This is a genomic window from Cohnella sp. GCM10020058, assembly GCF_042683485.1.
In the GTDB taxonomy this organism is placed as follows: Bacteria; Bacillota; Bacilli; order Paenibacillales; family Paenibacillaceae; genus Cohnella.
The window spans coordinates 301,984-316,574 of sequence record NZ_JBHUJV010000004.1 but is presented as its reverse complement, the minus strand read 5'-3'; the positions used below and the strand labels follow the sequence as shown (position 1 = coordinate 316,574).

Below are 14,591 nucleotides of genomic sequence, written 5' to 3'. Positions count from 1 at the left end.
CCTGCACGCAGGAAAGCGGATTTTTATCATCGTATTATTCCAAATTCAGATGCCGCAGCTTATCCGGATTACGCAGCACATACATCTCCTGCACGCGGTCGTCCTTGAACGCCAAGCTGACGAGCGTAGGGAACGGTTCGAGCGGGCTGGTCAGCCAGAAACCAAGCTGCCCGTTAATTTTGACGAGCCTCAAACCGCCCAGCACGCCGGCCTTCGATATAATTCCCTGGATGAACGCGAGTACGCGCGCGTTCGACGTAATCGGCCGAACCGCGGCACTGACTTTGCCGCCGCCGTCGCTGTACAGCACGATATCCTCGGCGAGCATCGCGAGGAGCCCCTTCATGTCGCCGGAAGCCGTCGCATGCAGGAAGCGGAGCACGAGCTGCTCGCACCTTTCGCTCGATGCCGGATCCGCTGCCGGCTCTTCCTGGATTTTTCGCTTGAGACGGCTGTAAATCTTGCGGCAGCCGATCTCCGTCCTGTCTACGAGGTCCGCAATGTCGCGGTAGTCGTACTCGAAAGCTTCGCGAAGAATGAACACCGCGCGTTCGACCGGCGTCAGCCGGTCGAGCAGGACAAGAAAGGCGTACGATATCGTATCCTCGAGCAAGACGATCTGCAGCGGATCCCGTCCCGCCGCAGCGTCCTGGGCAGCCGCATAATTTTCTACGAGCGGTTCCGGCAACCAGGATCCGACGTACAACTCCCTTTTACGGCGCGCGGACTTCAGGTGGTCGAGACAGCGGTTCGTGACGATTTTGCACAGATACGCCTTTAAATTAAGGATCGGTCCGCCTCGCTGATCCGTATCCTGCTGCTGAACCGTGACGAAGGCATCCTGGACGAGATCCTCGGCCTGCGCGACCGAACCCAGCATGCGATACGCGAGGGAAAGAAGCAGCGGTTTGTACGTCCGGTACGCGGCATCAAGCTCCACGATGCATCCCTTCCTTGACTGTGTCCTTACCGGCAATTATACATCGGGCCGCCTCACGCGCGCTTGCCAGAGATGCGTTGAGCAGCATGCCCGAGGCGCCGACCCAATCCCCGGCTACGTACAGCCCCGGCCGCCCATGGACGGCAGGCCCGGGCCTGCCGGAGAGGCCGCCGCTCGCGGCGTCTACGACCGCATGGGAGACGAGCATCCGCGGCAGAAAGCGGCGTTGCACGACATGCCTGCGCCAGCCCGGCTGAATGAGGTCGAGGAAGCCCTCCAACTCTCTCTCATCTTGCGCGGGATCCGTCTCCTGTGAAGCAGGCAAATACTTCATGACGTGCACGACCTCGCGCGCGGGATTGTCGGAGAGCGAAGCGACGGCCGAATGGTTGGAGTAGTACCACGGATAATCGGCACCAAGCACGAATCGTGTCTTGGGCTGGGGCATGCCGGACACGACGAGATCCAGACATGCGGCGCGAACAGGGACCAGGCGCTCGTATACGGCGGCTTCCGCAGCGGTCAGCGCGGGGCTCAGCAGCGCCAACGTCTCCGCAGGCCCTGCGGTGGAGATCACATGGCGAGCGCTCAGCCGCGTGCCGTCCTTGAGCTCGACCCTCAAGTCGGGGGCGCTGCCGCCGATCTCCCGCGCAAGCGAGCGCGCGCGAATCGACACGCCTGCCTGCTGCGCCTGTTCCGTCAGTCGGTTCACGAGAGACTGCCAGCCGCCATCCACGTACATGACCTGGGCCTGGCCAAGCTGCTCGATGACGGCGCCGGCGCTCACCAACTGCGGGGCATCGCAATACGTGGCTAAGCGTACAAGCGCGAGCACGGCGCTGCGCACGCGCGGACTGCTAAGCTCGGACGCCAGGTAATCCTGCAGGCTGACGTTATGCAGGGCGGCGGTCTCGATCTTGCGGAGCTTGCTGTAGAAACGAAGCAGCTGGGTTTTCTCGTGCCACTTCAGAAACGAGCCGAGCAAGAGTTGTCCGAGCGGGAGCACCTTGTTGCTGCCGTACGCTTGCTTGTACACGAACGCGCCGGTCGTCTTGGGCGTTCCTCCCGCCGGCTCGACCCCGATCTCCCGCAGAATCGGCAGCGCGCTTTTGTACAACGCATGCCCGCCCAGGTTGACGCGCGACTCCGCAATCTCGTTCGACGCGGCGCGGCCTCCAACATTCGCGCCCTTGTCGAGCACCAACACGCTTTGGCCCGCCCGTGCCAGGTAGATCGAAGCCGTCAATCCGGCGATGCCCCCTCCGATGATGACAACGTCCCATTCCTTGTGATCGTCTCTTTGCGTCATGCTTGATCCATCCTCTCCGGTCTGATGGCTACATGACGATTAGGAGATCAAGTTTGTGACACGGGGCGGCGTTAGCGCCTTTTTGCGCTTAGCGGCGCCGCCCGCTAAAGCTCCAGCCGGAACGCCATGACCGTGATTCCATCGTCCGCGGGCTGAAAATCGTATTGCGGAAGCCGCTCGAATCCCAGCTTCTCGTACAGCTGGCGCGCATCCTGCATGAACTCGCCGGTATGCAGGCCGACGGCCCGGCAGCCGGCGTCGCGGGCGCGGCGAATGCATTCGGCGATCAGCGCCGACGCTGCGCCCTTGCCGCGATATGCCGGAGCTACCGCCAGCATGCGGATCTCCGGATAGTCCTGCTTGTCGGCATGCCCCTCATAGGCATCCGACTCCGCGGGGAACAGCGCGACGCTTCCCGCGATCTGTCCGTCCACCTCGGCGACCATCAATTGAACGCCCGGCTGGGCGTCCGCTTCCGAGCCGATCGCTTGGGACAGCGCCCGCCAGTGGGCGGCGGGGATCGACTGTGCGTGCTCGCTGTAGGCATTCAGCCGTTGCTCCCGGATTAAACCTCGCTCTTCGGGCGCGGCATCACGTATATGCATTTTTTTGAATCCTCCTTATTCAGTTGCGCACGAGAAACTTCTCTTCGCGGCCGCTCAGCCGTTGCCGATCGTGCGGGGTCTCCCAGACCGCGAGATCCGGCCCCTTCGGCAAAATGCTCACTTCCTGCTTGTCCGTCGCGATGGTGATCGACAGATGATAGTGGCGCTTGATCGCGTCAAAATCGGTCGTATCTCCGAAGCCCGGCGTCTGGTACAAGTCTCGGGCGTAGCCCCACAAATGCTCGAACTCGCGAAGCAGATTGCGGTTGGTCCGGAAAGCCGTATAGTACGCCGCATCAAACCGGGCGAGCGTCGTATAGAGACGGACGTCGGAGTCCGTGATGAAGTCCCCGTTCAGGAACCGGCTGCGCGCCAGGCGCTGCTCCAGCTCGTCCAATCGCGCGAACAAGGTGTCATAGGCCGCGTCGTAAGCTTCCTGGGAATGGGCGAAGCCGCATTTGTATACGCCATTGTTGATGTCGTGGAAAATGACCTCGTTGAGGGCATCGATCTGCTCGCGCTGAGCCTCGGGATACAGATCCGGTGCGTTCAGCTTGTGAAAAGGCGCCCATACGGTCTCTAAGTAGTTAGTGAGCTTAAAATAATCGTTGTTCGCCACCGCTTGCCGCTGCACGTCCACGACTGCCGGAACCGTCGGCCTGCCTTCGTAAGCCGGGTCCGTCTTCAGATAGATGTCGCTGACATACTGTATGCCTAGCACGGGATCGACGCCGTCCGGATCCAGCGAGAATTCCCAATCTACGCGCGCCAGCCTCGGACGCATCGGGCTCACGGTCCCCAGGCTGATCGCCTCCTCTAGCCCGAGCACGCGGCGGACGATCACGGACCGGTGCGCCCAAGGGCAGGCCGCGGACCAGAGCAGGCGATATCTGCCCGCTTCAACGGGCAGCGCGTCCGCCCCCTCCCCGAACGGCTTCGTAAACCGGTTGACTTGGCGCTTGAACGAACCGTCCTTCGTAATCTCGGCCGGCTTGCTGCCGGCTTGTTCGCTTGCGGACATGGGCTTCATTCCTTTACTGGTGGGATTGTAGCCTTATTGTAGCCGATTCGGTATGAAAAGGCCCGTGGACTGCGCTGCTTGCAGATTCATCCTGCGCGCTAAAATAGAAAGCCCTCGGCATCTCCTTTAGGAGCGCCAGGGGCTTCATTTGATATAACGCTTAGTCCGGCCGGCTTTGAACAGCGACCGCCTCGATCTTGTACTGTCAGTCTTTGTTGAATTTTGCCCCAAACTTCATATTCTGCGTACTCGTCGTTATCGAGCGCTGCCTGGACCAGATATAGACGGTATTTGTATCGCTGCCATTGTAATTGCCTCCGAGAACAGCCGCCGGGATGCTCGGTATGTTATAAAGAAACCGCATATAACGTCGCACTGCCTCCGAATCCGCCAAACCCGCCAAATCCGCCGTTCGCCCGGCTGTCGCCAGCATCGGACTGCGCAGTGCCGCTGCTCGACGACGACTGCCATTCGGAAGCCGGAATCTCCTTGCCGTGCTGTTGAATCCACTGCGTGACCTCGCTACTGCCGCCGCGGCCTCCGCCCATTCCGCCGCCACCGATCAAGAAGTAGGTCACTTCGCCTTTTGCCACCAATGCTTGCAGCTTGTCGGCCGTATAGACCTGGTCCGAACCGTTGAAGCCGTTCAGTATGACGACCGATTCGCCCTTATCGATCATATATGGTGCCGCCGTGCCGTAGTCGGATACCGCAAGCAAATATTTTTGCCCCGTATTGTGCGCCTTCAAATAAGCGTAAAGCCCCTCGTCCACGCTGCCGGACGACTCGCCGCCGCCTTGCCCGCGTCCCGCGAATCCGCCGCCCTGCGGTCCCCCCGCCTCGCGGGAAGAGCTCGGGCCGACGATCGGCGTCATGCTGCTGACGCCATACGTAATCGGCGTCAATGCCCAGTACACGGGGCCGACCAGCAGCGTCAGCAATCCGGCGATCGCCCATATGCGGGCGGGACGCAGATTTTCCCTCGTTCTCCAGAAGATGAGCAGCGCCGTAACGGTCACGCCGGCCAGCCCGATGCCCGCTGCCCACCCGCCGCCGATCGTCGTGTCGTACGGATGAACGATGTACCAGGCGAATACCGTCGTCGCCAAAATAGCAGCGGGCAGCAGCCAGGATGTCCAGGACGCACGATCTCTATAAGCCCGCCACATCTCGACGAAACCCGCTCCGGTCAGCGCGGCGATCGGCGGCGCGAGCATGATCAGATAATATTGGTGAAAAAAGCCTGCGACGCTGAAGAACGCCGCCGCCGGAAACAGCCATGACAGCCAGAAGATCGTCTCTTTGTGCTTATCCGTCCACCGGCGCCTGCGAATGCTGCCAAGCAGGCCGACCGAGCCGATGAGCGCGAACGGAATGAGCCAACTGGCCTGATCGGACAGAGAGGATTGGAACAAGCGCAGCGGCCCCGCCTGGCCTGTTCCGAACATGCCGCCGCTGCGGCCGCCGTTAGGACCGCCGGATCCGCCGGGGCCGCCAAAGCCGCCGCCATCCTGCCGGAAGCCTCCGCCAAAGCCGTCTGTGCCGCCGCCCCGCGGAGCGCCCCGGAAGCCGCCGCCGTCCTGTTGGCCGGACGCCTGGTTCTGGCTCGCTCCTTGGCCTTGCTCCGGCGCTTGGTTCGTGCCGAACCCTTGACCCTGGTCCGGCGTTTGGTTCGTTCCAGCCCCTTGGCTTTGCTCCTGCGCCTGGCTCGCATTCGTCCCTTGGGCCTGACCGGACCTTTGATTCTGTCCGCCCGCCGGGAATCCGCCGCCGTTCCCAAAGTTCGGCGCTCCGCCGCCCTGCCCGCGATCTCCCGTCAGCCGGGACACGCCGTTGTAGCCGAACGCCAGATTCAGCACCGAATTCGTGCCGCTGCTCCCGATAAATGGCCGTTTGTCCGCGGGGATCGCGTCGACGACCACCGCCCAGGACACCGAGACGACTAGCATAAGCGCCGTAGCGCCGGCCAGAAGTCCCGTTTTCTTTTTCCACGAGCGCGAAGACGCGATCCAGTAGAACAAGTAAAATGCCGGGAGCACCATATAAGCCTGCAGCATCTTCATGTTGAAGCCGATACCGACAACCGCAAAAGCGCCCAAAACGCTCCAAGCGCTTCCCTTTCGCACACCGCGGAAAAGCAAAGCAGCGGCAAGCAGCAAGGTGAATACGAGCATACTGTCGATGTTGTTCGTACGGCTGACGGCGACCGCGATCGGCGTGCAGGCCATGACAAGGGCGCCAATCAGCGCCGCAGCCCTGCCGAAGGTCGGCTTGACCAGCTTATATACAAGCAGCACTGAGCCTATGCCGGCCAGCGCCTGAGGCAGGATCACGCTCCAGCCGTGGAGTCCGAAAAGCTTGGCGCTGATCGTCTGGATCCAAAATACGACAGGCGGCTTATCCACTGTGACCGAGCCTGCGGAATCGAGCGAGGCGTAGAAGAAATTGTGCAAATTCTCCATCATCGCCGCAACCGCCGTCGTGTAGTAGGTATTGGCGTACTTATCCGTCCAGATGTTGAAGCCGTTCAAAAACGCGGACAATAAAACGATGAATATCAGCGGAATATCGAATTTAGCCTTAACAGGAGCTCTCATGCGTCCGCCCCTCCTTTGCGCCATCACATCCTTTAACTATGGACATAGAAGCTAAGATGCACATTAAAACAAACTGAATGTTTTCTGAAAATCCGGCGTTGCAATGGAACCATCCACCGCTTCGCCCCGAACCGTCTGGACTAGTCGCATATTTGAACTAACCGTCCCATCGATAACTTTGATCGCATTATCGAAAATGCGGGATAACGGCAGCGGTAAATTCCATGCTACGGTGAGGGCATGAGTTGTATAAGGAGATGAGAAACGCGATGATGAGCGAGCAGCATCTTAAAGGAATATTCGTACCGACAGTCACGCCGTTCTCCGCGGACGAAGAAGTAGATCTCGTATCCTACCGGCGCTATGTGGATCGGCTGCTTGCCTGTGACATTCAGGGCTTGGTCGTCGGCGGCACGACAGGCGAATCGCCCACGCTCTCTTGGGATGAAGTGGCCTCGCTATTGCGCTTGACGCAGGAAGCGGTCCGGGAGAAAGGAAGCCGGCTACCGGTCGTGGTCGGCACGGGCACGAGCAGCACGTCCACTTCGGTCAAGCGGACGGAGGAAGCAAGGCGCCTCGGCGCCGATGCCGTCCTTGTCGTCGTGCCGTACTACAATCGGCCTTCGCAGGAGGGCATACTGGCGCATTTCCGCCTCGTATCGCAGGTTGGCGTTCCCGTTATCGTGTACGAGATTCCGTCCCGCACCGGCACGAGACTCAGCATCGATACGGCCCGTCGCGTGATGGAGCTGGACGGCGTCATCGGTATGAAAGACAGCACGGACGACGCCTCTTTGCTCGAATTGCTGGTGCGGACGACCTCGAAGCCGGTGTTGTGCGGCGAAGACCGGTGCTTCTATGATAGGCTGAGTCGGGGGGCAAGGGGCGGCATCCTCGCTTCGGCGAACGTAAAGACGGACGCCTTTGCCGACGTATATCACAGGCTCGAACGGGGCGATGCCGAGGGCGCCGCCCAAACGTTCGCAACTGTGCTGCCTTGGATTGAGCGACTGTTCGAAGAGCCTAACCCGGCGCCGCTAAAGTGGCTTCTGGCCCGCCAGGGCATGATCGCGTCCGATAAGCTGCGGCTGCCGATGAGCCCGATCTCGCAGTCCCTGGGCGAGGAGCTGGAGGTATTACTCCAGACGTCGTCATAAATAAAAATCGCCGGGGCGTCTGCACCGGCGATTCGTTTTCCTCATTGCGTTAAACTTTTTTCTGCGCCGATTTGCTCTTTGCGTCAATCGGCCAAAATGCTGCGCATCCGCGCATCCAGCTCCACCCTCGCCTGCGAGCCGGCCACCTCCTCGAAAATGGCCATGCCCGCGCTGAGATTCGGCTTCCGGTTCACGTTGTGGGCGTCGGTCGCGAGCGTGTGCGCATGTCCTGCCGCTATAAGCGCGCGCCCGTACCGCTGCGCCTCGGGACCGAAGTTGCCGACGAGGCTGTCCGCCGACACCTGCGTCCACAAGCCCAGCTCGATCAGCTGCGGCAGCAGCTCCGGGTCGTCTCTGAAAAAAGGATGCCGCTCCGGGTGCGCCATCACCGGCGTCACGCCCGCGTCCAGCAGGCGCTGCACGATCTCCGGCGTGGCCGGGTCATAGCCGCTCCAGCGCTGCTCGAAGAGCAGATGCGTGCCCGGCCGGCCCAGCAGCGCGAACGAACGGTTCCTGCGATGCTCGTCGAAAAACGCCGCGCTCACCAGTTGGACCTCGTTTCCCGGATGCAGCCGGATATCGATGCCCTGCCTGTCCAGCTCGCGCTCCAGTTCCTCCAGCTTACGATGCACGACATCGGACATGGTGAGGAACAAGCTGTTGAAGTGAGGCGTCACGACGATATCCCGTATACCGTCCTCGTAGGCGATCCGCGCCATCGCCACGGACTCGTCCAGATCCTTGGCGCCGTCGTCCACGCCATGCAAGATGTGGCAGTGTATATCGATCACATCAGCGCCTCCCTTGTATTTTCCCTATGTTAGCAGACGGCTCCGCGAGGGACAAGGTACGACATCCTGCTGGTCTTATATACCTGCCAGCCAGCTTCGGCAATCCGCTGCCAGCTCCTGAAGCTCATTGAACAGCACGCCTGCATGATATCCGTCGCAAACCGCATGGTGGAGCTGCGCCGACACCGGCAGCCATAACTTGTCGTTTTGCCTATCGTATTTTCCCATCGTGAAGATCGGAAGCAGATAGGTTCCCTCGCCGTATATGTTCAGGTTAAATCCCGTAAAATTCACCCAAGGGATGCTGGAGATCGGAAACGTATTGGGCGGTTCGTCGGTGCATGGGAAAAGCTGTCTGGAGTCCTTGTACTTATCCACTTGTTGCAGGAAGCGGTTGTAAAAAGCGCTAAAATCTTCGCAGTACGGCGCCCAGATGCTCGAAAAGGTTTTGTCCTCCGCATGAAAAATCGTGAAGCTCGGCGACATCCGCTCCCATATGCCCAGCCTGCCTGCGGAATCGAAGCAAGTCCGGAACTCGGGGTGGCGATTCACCGCCGTCGATATCATCTGGATCAAGGCAGGATATAGCCTGATATTACTGCGCTTAAGCGCTGCCTGCAAAAGCGCAATGTCGATGTTCGCAGTCATGCTGTACGTGCAGCGCACCCGGTTCAGGTAGTGTTCGAAATACGAATTTCGGCCCCATGTTTCCATTGCGATCGGATGAAATATCATTTTTTTCGCCCTCCTAAAATATTTTGAATTTTAGGAGGGCACATCGACTGCTTTGACCATATCCGTCCACGTCCCTGGTTTATATTTACGTCTACATATCACATATGGCGCTTGCATCAGCTCATTCTATCACATCATATCCGTATAGTATTAAGCGCCTGCTTTAAGCAAGCCGCGCCTTTATTCTAAATCGCTTCGCATTCGTGCGAATCCCTTTTTCGGTCCGATTGTCTTCCATAAATGCGCGCAAGATCTCAAAGTCGCCCTCCTCTTGTCCGAAGCCGGGAATGATCGGCGTATGCTTCAAAAGAAAGATCAAGTCTTCGGGCGTCCGGTAGTACTCCACCGTATCGAATTCCATGGACTGGATGTCGAAAAAGCCCGCTTCCGCCAACTCTTGCTTATATTTTCGCATCAACGTTCCGTCCGCTTCCCCATAGCTCTGTCCTCGGCCGAAGGCCTGCTTCAGATTAAGCTTGTCGCCCTCGGCGACCTGCTGGGTGATGAAAATACCGTCGCGTGAAAGCACCTTAGCTACCTGTCGCGCGGAGAACCCGGCATGCCGGCACGTCACAATGTCGAAGAACTGCTCGGGAAAGTCGAGCCGTTCGGCATCCATTTCGAAAAAACGCACGTTCGAGGCGCCCGATCTCATCAAGTTCGCTTGCGATGTCTGAATCATGCCGCGTGAGCGGTCGATCCCCACCAGCAGCAGTGCCGCTTCGCGGATGGCCAGTACAGCCTCGCCGCCCCCTGTGCCGATGTCCAGCAGCAGATCGGATTGCCGGCACATCCGTTTGATTTCTCCATAGATGTCGGCCTGTATCCCTTCCGACTCTACCTTCAGCTTGCTGAAATCCCAGCCGTTCGACTGCCCGACGCGATCGTAGAACGCTTTGTAGTCTGCTTCATTCACGATAAATCCGCCTTTCGGATGAGGCTCCCTCTTGTTCCTGATTCAAATTTAACCGAAAATGGGGCGATAGCGCTGAAGGATAGGCTACTGAATGCATGCGAGCGGATTCGTGAGGGTTACCAGCCCGAATAAACTTGCGCTACGACTTGCCCGCTTTGCCCGATCCGGTAAAATGGCTCATCTCCATCGGGGAGATGGGCTTTTTTTTCGACTCCGCCTGCTCCTCGCTCGGGCACTCCCCGCGGTACCGTCCTTCTTCCAGCTTTATATCGATAAAATCGACCACCTGCTGCAGCGAAGCGATCTGGCTGACGATGTTTTCCCGATGATTCCGCAGCTGCGCCACCAGCTCGGGATATTCCGCAGGGTCTGCATCGGCGGAGACGGTCAGGAACGGTCGCATCTCCTCCAGCGGCATCCCCGTTTTCTTCAGGCAAGCGAGCAGCCGGATCGTACGCAGATCCTCTTCCCCGTATACGCGATGCCCGTTTCCTTTTCGCTCCGCCCGGGGCAGCAGCGCGATCTTCTCGTAGTAACGGATCGTATCCTCGGAAATGCCCGTCAGGTCCGCAGTCTGCTTGATCGTAAAAGCGAGTTCTGTCTTCATCATATTCCCTCCCGGCATTTTGCTCGTTACGTGCATTGTACATCTTGGAGTTGACTCCAAGTCAAGCGAGTCGGGCGGATACCGGTACGCTGCTGCCGCATCCTTGACTTGGAGCCGACTCCAACTTATAGACTGTGCGCTATCGGGGAAAACGGCCCCGCAATCGGAGGAGGCGGCGTACGATGAGCACGAGCACGAATATGAATAATCGCGAAAATATCGCTCTGATTACAGGTGCAAACGCAGGGATCGGGCTGGCATTAACCAAAAAAATGCTGGCGGCGCAGTGGCAGGTAGCGGCTGTCGTTCGCTCTAACTTTCCCGCGGATGAAAGGGACATCCAGGAAGCGGTCCGGCGCGGACAGCTGCGCGTTTATAAAACGGCGGACCTTGCCGATTTTGCCGGCTTGCGGCGGGTTCTGGAAGAGATCAAGGCCAAAGAAAGGCGGATCGATATTTTGTTCAACAATGCCGGCGGCTCCTTTCCCGAGCTCAGCTATTCGGCACAGGGGCGCGAGAAGCATTATGAGCTAATGACGGTCGCACCCTATATCATCCTGATGGAGCTGAAGGATAGCCTGAGGAACAGCCGCTTCAAAACGGTGATCAACACCTCGTCTTCGGCGTTAAAATACACGAAGGCATTAAGCATCCACAGCCTGGAGCGCCCCCAAACTTTTCGTAAACTGCTGGGTCCGTACGCCGCCTCCAAGCTGGCGCTCTCCTTGTGGACGCATGCCCTCGCCCCGCAGCTGATGGCGGACGGCATCCGGATTCGCAGCGTCGACCCCGGCGGCAACAATACGCTCAGGAAAGGAAAAAAGTCCGGTTTGCCTCTCGTGGTGATACCGTTGATGAAGCTGTTCTTCTCCCCGCCCACGCACGGCGCCGATCGCCTGTACGAGGGTGCGCTCGGGGAGCATCGTACGGATACAGGCGTATTTCTGCAAAAAGGCCGCGTAACGGAATTAAAGCATCTGGATCAAGCCCGCAGCATTTTGGAAAGAATGCGCGATCTTTACGAGCAGGAGTATCTGGCAGACGCGGTTCGCAATCGAGTAGGAGGAGGCGACTAGCCTCCGACCTCTCACACCACCGTACGTACCGTTCGGTATACGGCGGTTCATGAAATATTCCGTAATGAGTTGTATCTGTCCAATAAACTCTTTAAGCCGTTGGATTTCCAGTATTGGTTATCCAGCGCCCGATGCAAGATGGGACAACCTGCAATCCGCCAATACCCTTTTCGGGTATTTCCCCATTCAAAGGCTTTATCCTTTGGCACGCCTAAGGATATAAGCCTTTTGACTTTGGTTCTCGGATTCTTCCACTGCTTCCACAGGCACATTCGCAGCCTTCTTCGAATCCAGGAATCCATGTTTAGAAAGATACTTGGCGTGTCCGCGAACGAGAAGTAGCCGCACCATCCTTTTTCTATGGCTTCACGCATCGACGGCCAGTTTTGTTTGATGTGTTCGCGTAAGGATTTTACGCTCATTCCATCTACGCCATGGCTTCCTTTATTGGATTCCACACGCTTCCTCGAACCGGAGGTTTGCCGCCGACTTCCTTCAGATTCGACCTCTTGGTCGACACCCGTGTCTTAGGCTAATGACTACTACTGCCTTCGCCATTCGGGACTTTCACCCTATAGATAACGCCCATGCTGGGCGCACAATAAACAAGACGCCGGCAAGCCGGCGTCTTGTTGTGCGTGTGATGCGATTAGCTTTGCGCTTCGCCGTTCAAACTCAGCAGGCGCAGGATCAGCGTGACAGCTTCGGCACGGGTCGTATTGCCGTTCGGCGCGAACTGGTTGCCTGTACGGCCTTCCAGCAGCCCGGCCTTGACGGCGGCGGCCACGTACGGCTTGGCCCATGCAGGCACCGCAGCGGCATCCGCGAAGCTTAGCTCGGCCGACTCGTCGACCGGCAGACCCAGGGCACGCACGACCATGACAGCCATTTGCGCTCGGCTGACGCGTTCAGACGCCCGGAAGGTCTGGTCCGCATAACCCTGGAGAATGCCGTTCCCCGCTGCCAGAGCCACATAGTCTTTGGCATAGGCAGGGATGCTGCCGTCATCCTTAAATGCGACTGCCCCCGTCGAAGGCGTCAGCTTCAGCGCCTTGGCGAGCATCACCGCGATCTCGGCCCGGTTCACTTCGGCATTCGGACGGAACGAACCGTCCTTATAGCCCGTCACGAAGCCGAGTTCAACGGCTTTCTCGATCGAGGCGCTGGCCCAGTGCGCAGCAATATCACTGAGCTTGACGGCAGGCTCAGGCGTCGAAGGAACGCTTGAGCCGTCTTCCGGCTTCGTTCCGCTTCCTTCATCGGTCGCGGGACCGGAGCCCTGCGGCGCTCCCGTCGTCGTATCCTGCAGTTGACCGCGCGGATCGGCGGTTGCCCCCCCTACCGATTGAATCTCGATATCGATCGGATACGTGTTGTGGTAATTCACTTCGTCCCAGTCCACCCGTACGCTCCCGCTCAGTACGACCGGAATCTCGCCCGTCACTTCGAAGCGAACCAGCCGTTTGTTCGCAACTTGATCGTTCTTGATCGTAGCGACCGAAGATCCGCCGACCGACAGACTCGTAATTTCCTTGCCTTTATTCAAGATGATATAAGCGTACTTCTGCGAACCGGAAACTTGCAGCCAGCCCGGATGCTGAATATAGTCTTCCATCACCGAGGGCTGGGTCGTGCCGCTCTTCAGCACGCGATAGTTGAGCGTATAGTAGCCGTCGCTCAGCTTCGGTCCCTCGTTGCCGGGGTTCGACGGGTTCGTCGGATCAGTCGGGTCCGTCGGCGTCGTTCCGGAGCCGGGCGCCTTGACAGGGAGCGGCAAGCCGGCGGCTTGATAGCCGTACTGGACCGTGTGCGTCATCAGCGTCGGTCCGGCCTGCACGGACAGGTACACATTTTGCCGGACGGACAGGTCCGTCGTTTGAATCTCCAGCAAGCGCGTCTTCGCGTCCGCATCGGCGCTCAGTTCGGTCGCGTCAGTCTTGGTGCCTGCCTTGTCATATTGCAGCGTCTTGACCAGATCGCTGCGCGACAGTGTGAAGGAGAGCGCATAATAACCGTTCTGCACCTTCAGGCTCGCCGGCTTGGATACGTAGGTCTCCATGCTCGATGCTTGTTCGGTGCCGTCCTTGTAGACTGTGTACGGCAGCTTGAATACGACGCCGTTCAGGTCGAACGCGAACTGCACGGTATGCGTCATCAGCGTCGGCCCGGCCTGCACCGTCATATGAACGTTCAGCTTCTTGGTCAGATCCGTTACGCGCAGCGCGACGACCCGCTTTTTAGCTGCCGTATCCTCGCTCAGCACCTTCGCTGCTTCCGTTGCTCCGCCTTCGACATCATACGTCAGCGTCGTGATCAGATTACTGCTGCTCAGCGTAAAGGCCACATAATAGCCGGTTTCATCCGAATACAGCGTTCCCGGCTTCGACACGTAGTTGCCCATGCTCGACGGCTCTGTCGTGCCGTCCTTGTAGATGGACAGGCCGATCGGCTGCGCATTGTCCGGGAACAGGCTCGTCTGCGCCAGCGGCACGTTCGTTGCGTTGAACTTGAACTGAACGTCATAGCTCTCATCATACGACATAACGGGAATGACAACGTGGACAGATGCATTTAGCTTGGCCGTAAGATCGGCGACCGCAAACTGCACGACGCGTTTGTATGTAGATGTGGCGTTGTCATATGTATCCTGCGTAATATTCGTTACGTCCGTCAGCGTACCCGCACGCTCGGTCTTCAGCTCCTTGATCCAGTCGCTGTTGGTTAACGTGACTTCGACCGTATTGACGCCGCCCTGCACTTTGAGCTTTGCGGTATCGCTGACATAGTCGTCCATAACAGAAATGTTATCTGTGCCGTTCTCCAACACTGTCACCGGT

Annotated in this window: 12 protein-coding genes and 1 pseudogene; 2 read left to right on the top strand and 11 right to left on the bottom strand. The window is 58.7% G+C overall.

Annotated elements, in window-relative coordinates; translation table 11 throughout:
- Positions 1 to 34: 34 nt before the first annotated feature.
- From sigJ to ACFSR7_RS07785, 5 genes are all read right to left on the bottom strand, one after another.
- Positions 35 to 940: an RNA polymerase sigma factor SigJ gene (gene sigJ / locus ACFSR7_RS07805; protein WP_378160263.1), complete on the bottom strand. Its 906-nt coding sequence runs from the start codon at positions 938 to 940 to the stop codon at positions 35 to 37.
- Entirely contained in the window at positions 930 to 2,249 is a 1,320-nt protein-coding gene (locus tag ACFSR7_RS07800; RefSeq protein WP_378160261.1) for a phytoene desaturase family protein, read from the bottom strand. The genes sigJ and ACFSR7_RS07800 overlap by 11 nt, the downstream gene beginning before the upstream one ends.
- A 104-nt stretch (positions 2,250 to 2,353) precedes the next feature.
- Positions 2,354 to 2,854 carry a GNAT family N-acetyltransferase gene (locus ACFSR7_RS07795; RefSeq protein WP_378160259.1) on the bottom strand — a complete coding sequence of 167 codons (501 nt, stop codon included), beginning with the start codon at positions 2,852 to 2,854 and terminating at the stop codon, positions 2,354 to 2,356.
- A 19-nt stretch (positions 2,855 to 2,873) separates the two neighbouring features.
- Entirely contained in the window at positions 2,874 to 3,875 is a 1,002-nt protein-coding gene (locus ACFSR7_RS07790) for a glutathione S-transferase family protein (protein WP_378160257.1), read from the bottom strand.
- 347 nt (positions 3,876 to 4,222) lie between these two features.
- Positions 4,223 to 6,472 carry a glycosyltransferase family 39 protein gene (locus ACFSR7_RS07785; protein ID WP_378160255.1) on the bottom strand — a complete coding sequence of 750 codons (2,250 nt, stop codon included), beginning with the start codon at positions 6,470 to 6,472 and terminating at the stop codon, positions 4,223 to 4,225.
- A 269-nt stretch (positions 6,473 to 6,741) separates the two neighbouring features.
- Between ACFSR7_RS07785 and dapA the strand changes: the two genes are divergently transcribed.
- Entirely contained in the window at positions 6,742 to 7,629 is an 888-nt protein-coding gene (gene dapA, locus ACFSR7_RS07780) for a 4-hydroxy-tetrahydrodipicolinate synthase (protein WP_378160253.1), read from the top strand.
- Positions 7,630 to 7,712: 83 nt separating this feature from the next.
- Here dapA and ACFSR7_RS07775 read toward each other — a convergent pair whose 3' ends face one another.
- From ACFSR7_RS07775 to ACFSR7_RS07760, 4 genes are all read right to left on the bottom strand, one after another.
- Positions 7,713 to 8,420 carry a tyrosine-protein phosphatase gene (locus tag ACFSR7_RS07775; protein WP_378160251.1) on the bottom strand — a complete coding sequence of 236 codons (708 nt, stop codon included), beginning with the start codon at positions 8,418 to 8,420 and terminating at the stop codon, positions 7,713 to 7,715.
- A gap of 75 nt (positions 8,421 to 8,495) precedes the next feature.
- Positions 8,496 to 9,155 (bottom strand): type A chloramphenicol O-acetyltransferase, encoded by a 660-nt coding sequence (gene catA / locus ACFSR7_RS07770; RefSeq protein WP_378160249.1) that lies wholly within the window; start codon positions 9,153 to 9,155, stop codon positions 8,496 to 8,498.
- A gap of 163 nt (positions 9,156 to 9,318) precedes the next feature.
- Entirely contained in the window at positions 9,319 to 10,071 is a 753-nt protein-coding gene (locus ACFSR7_RS07765) for a class I SAM-dependent methyltransferase (protein ID WP_378160247.1), read from the bottom strand.
- 139 nt (positions 10,072 to 10,210) lie between these two features.
- The gene (locus ACFSR7_RS07760; protein WP_378160245.1) at positions 10,211 to 10,678 is read right to left on the bottom strand and encodes a MerR family transcriptional regulator; all 468 of its coding nucleotides are present in this window, start codon (positions 10,676 to 10,678) and stop codon (positions 10,211 to 10,213) included.
- A 182-nt stretch (positions 10,679 to 10,860) separates the two neighbouring features.
- Between ACFSR7_RS07760 and ACFSR7_RS07755 the strand changes: the two genes are divergently transcribed.
- On the top strand, positions 10,861 to 11,754 hold the full coding sequence (locus tag ACFSR7_RS07755; protein ID WP_378160243.1) for an SDR family NAD(P)-dependent oxidoreductase: 894 nt from the start codon (positions 10,861 to 10,863) through the stop codon (positions 11,752 to 11,754).
- A 47-nt stretch (positions 11,755 to 11,801) separates the two neighbouring features.
- Here ACFSR7_RS07755 and ACFSR7_RS07750 read toward each other — a convergent pair.
- Both ACFSR7_RS07750 and ACFSR7_RS07745 read right to left on the bottom strand, forming a co-directional pair.
- A pseudogene (locus tag ACFSR7_RS07750) lies at positions 11,802 to 12,107 on the bottom strand (group II intron maturase-specific domain-containing protein); the annotation flags it as partial.
- Between the two features lie 296 nt (positions 12,108 to 12,403).
- Positions 12,404 to 14,587 (bottom strand): NEAT domain-containing protein, encoded by a 2,184-nt coding sequence (locus ACFSR7_RS07745; RefSeq protein WP_378160241.1) that lies wholly within the window; start codon positions 14,585 to 14,587, stop codon positions 12,404 to 12,406.
- Between the last annotated feature and the right edge of the window lie 4 nt (positions 14,588 to 14,591).